Genomic DNA, 6618 nt, shown 5'->3' on the forward strand with positions numbered 1-6618 from the left:
ATGCTTTAAGGCAGTGGTGCGCAAATCCGTCCGCTTCAGCCGCGGGGATGAATCGATGGCTGATTGCCGGCCTTGTTGCTCATCCGGCGTGCCCGGCCCTGGTTGATTTTCAGGATCAGGCGGGTCGCCAGGCTGCCGGTGTGGGGGTCGCCGAAGTGGAACAGCGCGGTGGCGCGCTTGACCTCAGGGCTGCAGGCCTTGTTGGCGTGCAGGGTGCGATAGCCCCAGAAGAAATAAACGTTGCCCGGCTCCAGGCGCAGGATGTAGGGCTTGAGCCAGTCACGTTGCATGCCCTTGATGATCCAGCTGCGGGTGAACTTGTTCTGCAGCAGCGCCTTCTCGATGACGTTGAACAGCACCCAGGAACGCACCCGACGAATATTGGGAAACAGCATCAGATCGCCGCGTTCTTCACCTTCGACCGGGATGAACACCGGAATAAGTGCCGTCACCAGGCTCGCGTCGTAGTGAAAACTGTTGGACTCACGCTTGCCCTGATGGCCCTGCACGCAACGCAGCACGGGAAAGATGCGGTCGCTTGGCGCGTCTTTCTGTGCGGCATGGCGGTAGAGGCGGGCCAGCAGAAACTTGAGGCGCGGGTCGGCCCAGTAGCTGGCCAACAGGCTTTCGCCGAGCATGTCCTCGCCGTGATAGGCGAAATACTCACCGCGATGCTTGTGTGCCTGCTCGTCGGTCCAGGCGCGCAGTTGCTCCAGATCGATCTGAGGCACGGCATCACTCAGCTTTGCAAAGCCGTTGCTGTCTATGTCGGTGGCCAGACGGCGGACCAGTTGATCATCCATATCGAAAGACAAAGACATTGCATCGCTCCCTCGCAGTGAGTGGAAAGGCACATGACCGGTGGCCGTTCTGGCGTCAGGCACGCTACCGCCCGAATCTGCAGATCCAGTCGTCGTTTTCGGGTGGGAGTGTCCGGTGGCGGTTCGTGGCGGCTTGAAAACCGTCGGGCAAAGCTACCGCCCTACCGAGCACTTTCAGCAAATTCAAAAAACTTTCTTCAGGCCAGCAAGTGCCCACCGGCGCAAGCAACACACCGTTTGGATCACTAACTTCGCAGGCAGATAAGCAATGAATAAATCCGAATGCATCCCACGTACGGCTCTGCGGCTGCACTGTTGAAAACAGGAAAACATTGGACACGCATATATATCGACGGCAGCAAACCTCCTGTCAAATCATTTCGCCAACATTCTGTTAAATTTTTGATAAGCGGGTTTTTTGTTGAGATAACTTATTGATTTAAAAGGAAGTCAAAAAAACATCAGTGCCCCGTCACGGTGCGCTGACGCTTTTTCCCAGGTGCTTTTCGCCTGCGGTGGGAGGGGTAAAAATCATGTCGAGGCATTTTTCCAACGCCAGAAGTCAGTCACCGACAGGGCTTAACGGATTTATGGCGCGCCTTCATTGAACATTGTTTGACGGATGCCATTAATCGTTCATCAACTAAGCGGCTGTTCAAATGAATGTATCTATTGACGCAGGGAGACGAGAGGTAACGCATTTAGATGAACTAGCCGTTTCAATATAAATGAAGGCGACACTGGAACTTTAAATGTGAACGCTTTGTCATTTCGCCGACCGTAACTAACCAAACGGCTGACGCGCCAACGAGCCTGATCATTCGGCCCCTGCACCGTGCCACTGTTGCTCCGTCTCCGTGCCTGCTCCATTATCTGATCCTTGCGATGCAATGAATCAGGGTCACCAGGAGAGTCAATGAATACGCAGTCGAAAACCAGTGGAGTGGTGGCACAACGCCTGGCGCAAGCACGCGCCCTGATGAGCCGAGAAGGCATCGATGCCTGGCTGGTGCCATCGGCCGACCCTCATCTTTCCGAGTACCTGCCGGGTTATTGGCAGGGGCGTCAGTGGCTGTCCGGCTTTCACGGTTCTGTCGGCACTTTGATTGTCACCCGGACCTTCGCCGGTCTGTGGGCCGACAGCCGTTACTGGGAACAGGCCACCAAAGAACTGGCCGGCAGCGGTATCGAACTGGTCAAGCTGCAACCGGGGCAGCCCGGCCCGCTGGAGTGGCTGGCCGATCAGGCCCAGGCCGACTCGGTGGTTGCGGTGGATGGTGCGGTGCTGGCGGTGGCCTCGTCGCGTACCCTGGCCAGCAACTTATATGCGCGGGGTGCCAGACTGCGCACCGACCTCGACCCGCTCACTGAATTGTGGACGGACCGCCCTGTACTGCCGACCCAGGCGGTGTATGAACATGTGGCCCCTCAGGCGACCGAAACCCGCGGCGAGAAACTTGCCCGCCTGCGCAGCGTATTGAGCGAGCGCGGTGCCGACTGGCATTTCCTTGCCACCCTGGACGACATTGCCTGGCTGTTCAACCTGCGCGGCGCCGACGTTTCCTATAACCCGGTGTTCATCTCCTTCGCCTTGATCGGGCCAGACAGCGTCAGCCTGTTTGTGGCGTCGGAAAAAGTCGATCCGGTATTGCGCTCCACGCTGGAAAAAGAAGGCATCACCTTGCGTGAATACACGGCCATCGGTGCGGCGCTGCGGGAGGTGCCAAAACATGCGCGCTTGCTGGTCGACCCTGCGCGGGTCACCTGTGGCCTGCTCGATTATCTGGACAGCGAAGTCTCGCTGGTCGAAGGGCTGAACCCGACCACGCTGTTCAAATCGCAGAAAAGCGAAGCCGATGCCCGGCACATTCGTCAGGCCATGGAACAGGACGGGGCGGCGCTCTGCGAGTTTTTCGCCTGGCTGGATTCGGCCCTCGGCCACGAGCCTGTCAGCGAGCTGACCATCGACGAAAAACTCGGTGCCGCCCGTGCCCGTCGCCCTGATTACATCTCCCAGAGCTTTGCCACCATCGCCGGCTTCAACGGCAACGGTGCAATGCCGCACTACCGTGCAACAGAAGAAGAACACGCGCAAATCGAAGGCGACGGCCTGCTGCTGATCGACTCCGGCGGCCAATACCTTGGCGGTACCACCGACATCACGCGGATGGTGCCTGTCGGTACACCGACTGCCGAACAGAAACGCGATTGCACGCGGGTGCTCAAAGGCGTGATCGCACTGTCTCGCGCACATTTCCCGCGGGGCATCCTGTCGCCGCTGCTGGACTCGATCGCCCGTGCGCCGATCTGGGCCGAAGGCGTCAACTACGGTCATGGCACCGGTCACGGCGTCGGTTACTTCCTCAATGTGCACGAAGGTCCGCAGGTCATTGCCTATCAGGCACCGGCCACACCTCAGACTGCCATGCAGCCGGGCATGATCACCTCCATTGAACCCGGTACCTATCGCCCAGGGCAGTGGGGCGTGCGCATCGAGAACCTGGTGATCAACCAGGTCGCCGGCAAGACCGAGTTCGGTGAGTTCCTCAAGTTCGAAACCCTGACCCTGTGCCCGATCGACACGCGGTGTCTGGAGACGAGCCTGCTGACCCAGGAAGAGCGCGACTGGCTCAACGCCTATCACGCCGAAGTCCGCGAGCGTCTGAGTCCGCTGGTGGAAGGCGCTGCATTGAGCTGGCTGAACACCCGCACGGCAGCGATCTGATTCAATCGTCACACCTCGCCACGTTTCGCCGTGGCGGGGTCGTTTCTTTCAATGTCCCCTCAACTGCTCAGCGCTTCCCTGACGAAGTCGACGCGGTCCTGTCCGAAATACAGTTGGTCGTCCACGAACATGCTGGGCGCGCCAAAGATGCCTCTGGTAACGGCGGCTTCCGTGTCACGCTTGAGCTGCTCCTTGATCTTCGGGTCGTTGACCCAGGCGAAGATCTCGGCGGGATCGAAGCCGCCGCTTTTCAGCGTCTCGACCAACACGGCGGGATCATTGAGATTCAGCCTGTCGACCCACATCGCCTTGAACGTCAACTCCAGAAACGCAATGAAGCGCTCCGGTTGCCGGGCCTGAACGGCGGTGAGTGCGCGCATCAGGTTCAGTGTATTGATCGGAAAATGGGGATTGAAATTGAGCGGTACACCGTAGCGTCTGGCGAAGCGATCCAGATCGACGACTGAATAGCGTGCTTTTGCCGGAACATCATTGGGCGAGGCGTTGCCGGTTGCCTTGAAGACGCCGCCCAGCAGTATCGGGCGGAAACTCAGCGTGGCCGAGGTTTCACTGCAGATCTTTTGCAGTTGGGTGTAAGCCAGATAACTGGTAGGGCTGCCGACATCGAAATAGAACTCCACGGTTTTGCTCATCGTCACCTTCCTTCTTTATATGGGTGAGTCTGTTGACCGGATTCGATGCCTTTTCCTACCAGCGCTCATTCCAGGGGCGCAGATCCAGCTCGAATGTCCAGGCGTCCCGTGGCTGGGTGTGCAGGTACCAGTAGTTTTCGGCGATGTGCTCGGGATCGAGAATGCCGTCTTCGGCCTTGAGCGCGTAACGCTCCGGAAACTGGGTACGGATGAACTCGGTGTCGATGGCGCCATCCACGATGACATGAGCCACATGGATGTTCATGGGGCCGAGTTCTCTGGCCATGCTTTGTGCGAGGGCGCGGATGGCGTGTTTGGCGCTGGCGAACGCGGCGAAGTGGGCGGCGCCACGCAGGCCGGCAGTGGCGCCGGTGAACAGGATCGTGCCGCGCTTGCGCGCCGCCATGCGGATGGCGACTTCGCGGGCGTTGAGAAAACCGGAGAAACAGGCCATTTCCCAGATCTTGAAGTACTTGCGTGCCGTTTCTTCAAGGATGCTGCAGGGGACGTTGGCGCCGATATTGAAAACGAACGCCTCGATGGGGCCGATATCCCGTTCGATCTGTTCGATGAGAGCGACCACTTCTTCCTCTTTGCGAGCGTCCGACGCAAAGCCGTGAGCCTCTCCGCCTTCCTGGCGGATGGACTCCACCAGCGGCTGCAGCTTCTCGGCGCTGCGCCGCGTGACGCAGGCCACATAGCCCTCTCTGGCAAAACGCCGGGCGATGGCTCCCCCGGTGGCGTCGCCAGCCCCGATCACCAGAACCACCTTCTTGTTATTCGAATCGACGGTCATAGTTCTTCCCTGGCTGTGATGTTGCTGAGCGATATGCTGCCGCTACCTCATGGTGTCGTGGGCTTCTTGCAGACGATGATCATGCTGCGGCTGGTGTATCCGGCCGGGTTCAGTCCGAGAGGGTAGTCTCCCGGATCTTCAGTGGCGTCACCCGACTTGGCAATGACCCGATACTGCTTCGATTCGCAGGAGTCGGTTGCCATCTGGTAGCACTTGTCCCAGGAAGACGAAAGCCCTGAACAATTGATATGGATACCGCGTTTACCCTTCACTGGCTTGGACGTGGCCGCACAGCCTGCGACAGCCACAGCTGCCAGTATTATCAAAATGTACTTCATTCGTTTCCTTACCTGACCGGAACATGCCGATCAGTCTCTAGCTTGAATTCTCTCGTCTGTGGAGGCCCCTGTGATCGTGTCCATTCGAATAAGGCGTCCTGGTGGAGAGGTGCGCGGGAGTAAACATGGCGCAACGGCGTTACAAATGCTAGCGACATCGTGTAACGAACGAAAAAACACGTCAGTCGGCCGGCACGAGCGCGACCGGCTCAGGGCGGGTACTCAGCGTCGCGCCGGCGGAAGCCACGATGATCGCGCCGATGGCCAGCCACTGTGTCAGGGAAAGGCTTTCACCGAGAAAAAGCAGTCCGGACAAGGCGCCAATGGCCGGCTCCATGCTCATGAGCGTACCGAATGTACGCACCGGCATGCGGGTCAGGGCGATCATTTCCAGGCTGTAGGGCAGAGCTGTCGATAAAACTGCCACGCCCAGCGCAATCGGAATCAGGCCCGGATCGAGCAGGGCGCTGCCGGCATGTGCGATTCCGATGGGGGCAATGAAAATGGCTGCGATCAGTACGCCGAGCGCGGCGGTTTGTACGCCGTGGTCGGCACCGGCTTTCTGGCCGAACATGATGTAGGCCGCCCAGCACACACCGGCACCCAATGCATACAACGCCCCGGTGAGATCGAGACTGGCGCTTTGCCCCATGGGAATGAGTAGTGCCAGTCCGGTCACGGCGAGCACGATCCAGACAAAGTCCACCAGCTTGCGCGAGTGGAGCAGGGCGACAGCCAGAGGGCCGGTGAACTCCAGGGCCACGCCGATTCCGAGAGGGATAGTGCGGATAGCCATATAGAAGAGGAAGTTCATCCCGCCCAGTGCGATGCCATATATAAGGATGGTGCGCAGCGATGCTGCATCCAGGCGTGTGCGCCAGGGTTTCAGAATCAGGGCCATCAGCACACTGGCGAAGACCAGACGCAATGTGGTGGTGCCTTGGGCGCCAACCAGAGGAAACAGGGATTTTGCGAGCGATGCACCGGTTTGTACCGATGCCATGGCGATCAGCAGCATGCCGACGGGGAGCGCGGCGGCGGCCAGGCTGCGTTGATGAGTGTTCATTGCGGTATGACGATCCGTGCTGGGCAGTGTAATAAAGAGCGCATTCTGCGAAAGAATCATGAAATGAGCAATATATTGCTCATTTTTCTGTCTCAAAGGGCCATTTTGAAAGTTTTCAAATTAAGTGTTGACGCGCCTGCGGATGTCTCTATAATTCGCCCCACTTCCGGCGCAGACGGAACGGAAAACTCCTTGAATATCAACGAGTTAGACGATAAG

Annotated in this window: 6 protein-coding genes; 1 reads left to right on the plus strand and 5 read right to left on the minus strand. The window is 58.6% G+C overall.

Translation table 11 applies throughout. The features are described from left to right. Positions 1 to 35 precede the first annotated feature (35 nt). Positions 36 to 821, minus strand: a complete 786-nt coding sequence (locus ACIPL0_RS29725) for a hypothetical protein (protein ID WP_400602728.1) — start codon at positions 819 to 821, stop codon at positions 36 to 38. A 916-nt stretch (positions 822 to 1737) separates the two neighbouring features. Between ACIPL0_RS29725 and ACIPL0_RS29730 the strand changes: the two genes are divergently transcribed. Beyond that, positions 1738 to 3546 (plus strand): aminopeptidase P family protein, encoded by a 1809-nt coding sequence (locus tag ACIPL0_RS29730; protein ID WP_400602730.1) that lies wholly within the window; start codon positions 1738 to 1740, stop codon positions 3544 to 3546. A 59-nt stretch (positions 3547 to 3605) separates the two neighbouring features. Here the strand turns inward: ACIPL0_RS29730 and ACIPL0_RS29735 are convergent, their stop codons facing one another. The 4 genes from ACIPL0_RS29735 to rhtA all read right to left on the minus strand — a co-directional run bounded on the left by ACIPL0_RS29735 (position 3606) and on the right by rhtA (position 6399). After that, positions 3606 to 4199, minus strand: coding sequence for a 2-hydroxychromene-2-carboxylate isomerase (locus ACIPL0_RS29735; protein WP_400602732.1), 594 nt, complete (start codon positions 4197 to 4199; stop codon positions 3606 to 3608). Between the two features lie 55 nt (positions 4200 to 4254). Next, positions 4255 to 4995, minus strand: a complete 741-nt coding sequence (locus ACIPL0_RS29740; RefSeq protein ID WP_400602734.1) for an SDR family oxidoreductase — start codon at positions 4993 to 4995, stop codon at positions 4255 to 4257. A gap of 47 nt (positions 4996 to 5042) precedes the next feature. Next, positions 5043 to 5333: a hypothetical protein gene (locus ACIPL0_RS29745; RefSeq protein ID WP_400602736.1), complete on the minus strand. Its 291-nt coding sequence runs from the start codon at positions 5331 to 5333 to the stop codon at positions 5043 to 5045. A 181-nt stretch (positions 5334 to 5514) separates the two neighbouring features. Beyond that, a complete protein-coding gene (rhtA, locus tag ACIPL0_RS29750; RefSeq protein WP_400602744.1) occupies positions 5515 to 6399 on the minus strand; it encodes a threonine/homoserine exporter RhtA in 885 nt (294 codons plus the stop codon). Positions 6400 to 6618 lie beyond the last annotated feature (219 nt).

It is taken from the genome of Pseudomonas sp. NPDC090208, from assembly GCF_044746785.1.
Classification (GTDB): Bacteria; Pseudomonadota; Gammaproteobacteria; order Pseudomonadales; family Pseudomonadaceae; genus Aquipseudomonas.